Here is a 237-nt window from a genome sequence, read left to right on the forward strand (position 1 = left end):
CGATGGAGTGTTCATTATACACAAGGGAGTTTAAAATATGAAACCAAAAGTACTTTTAGCAGGCGGTACAGGCTATATTGGAAAACATTTAAGTTCTGTTATTGAAAATGATGCTGATTTATATGTATTGTCCAAGTATCCTAAACCAGAACATGTTAATGCAACTGAAATGACATGGTTACAAAGTGATATCTTTAATTATCAAGATGTAGTTGAAGCGATGAAAGAGATAGATAT

Annotated in this window: 1 protein-coding gene; it reads left to right on the forward strand. The window is 32.1% G+C overall.

The features are described 5' to 3' along the window. Positions 1–37 precede the first annotated feature (37 nt). A partial coding sequence (locus AC0IWM_RS23925) for an NAD-dependent epimerase/dehydratase family protein (RefSeq protein WP_471759173.1) occupies positions 38–237 on the forward strand: 200 nt, incomplete at its 3' end.

This window comes from Methylobacterium sp. AC433 (genome assembly GCF_979253015.1).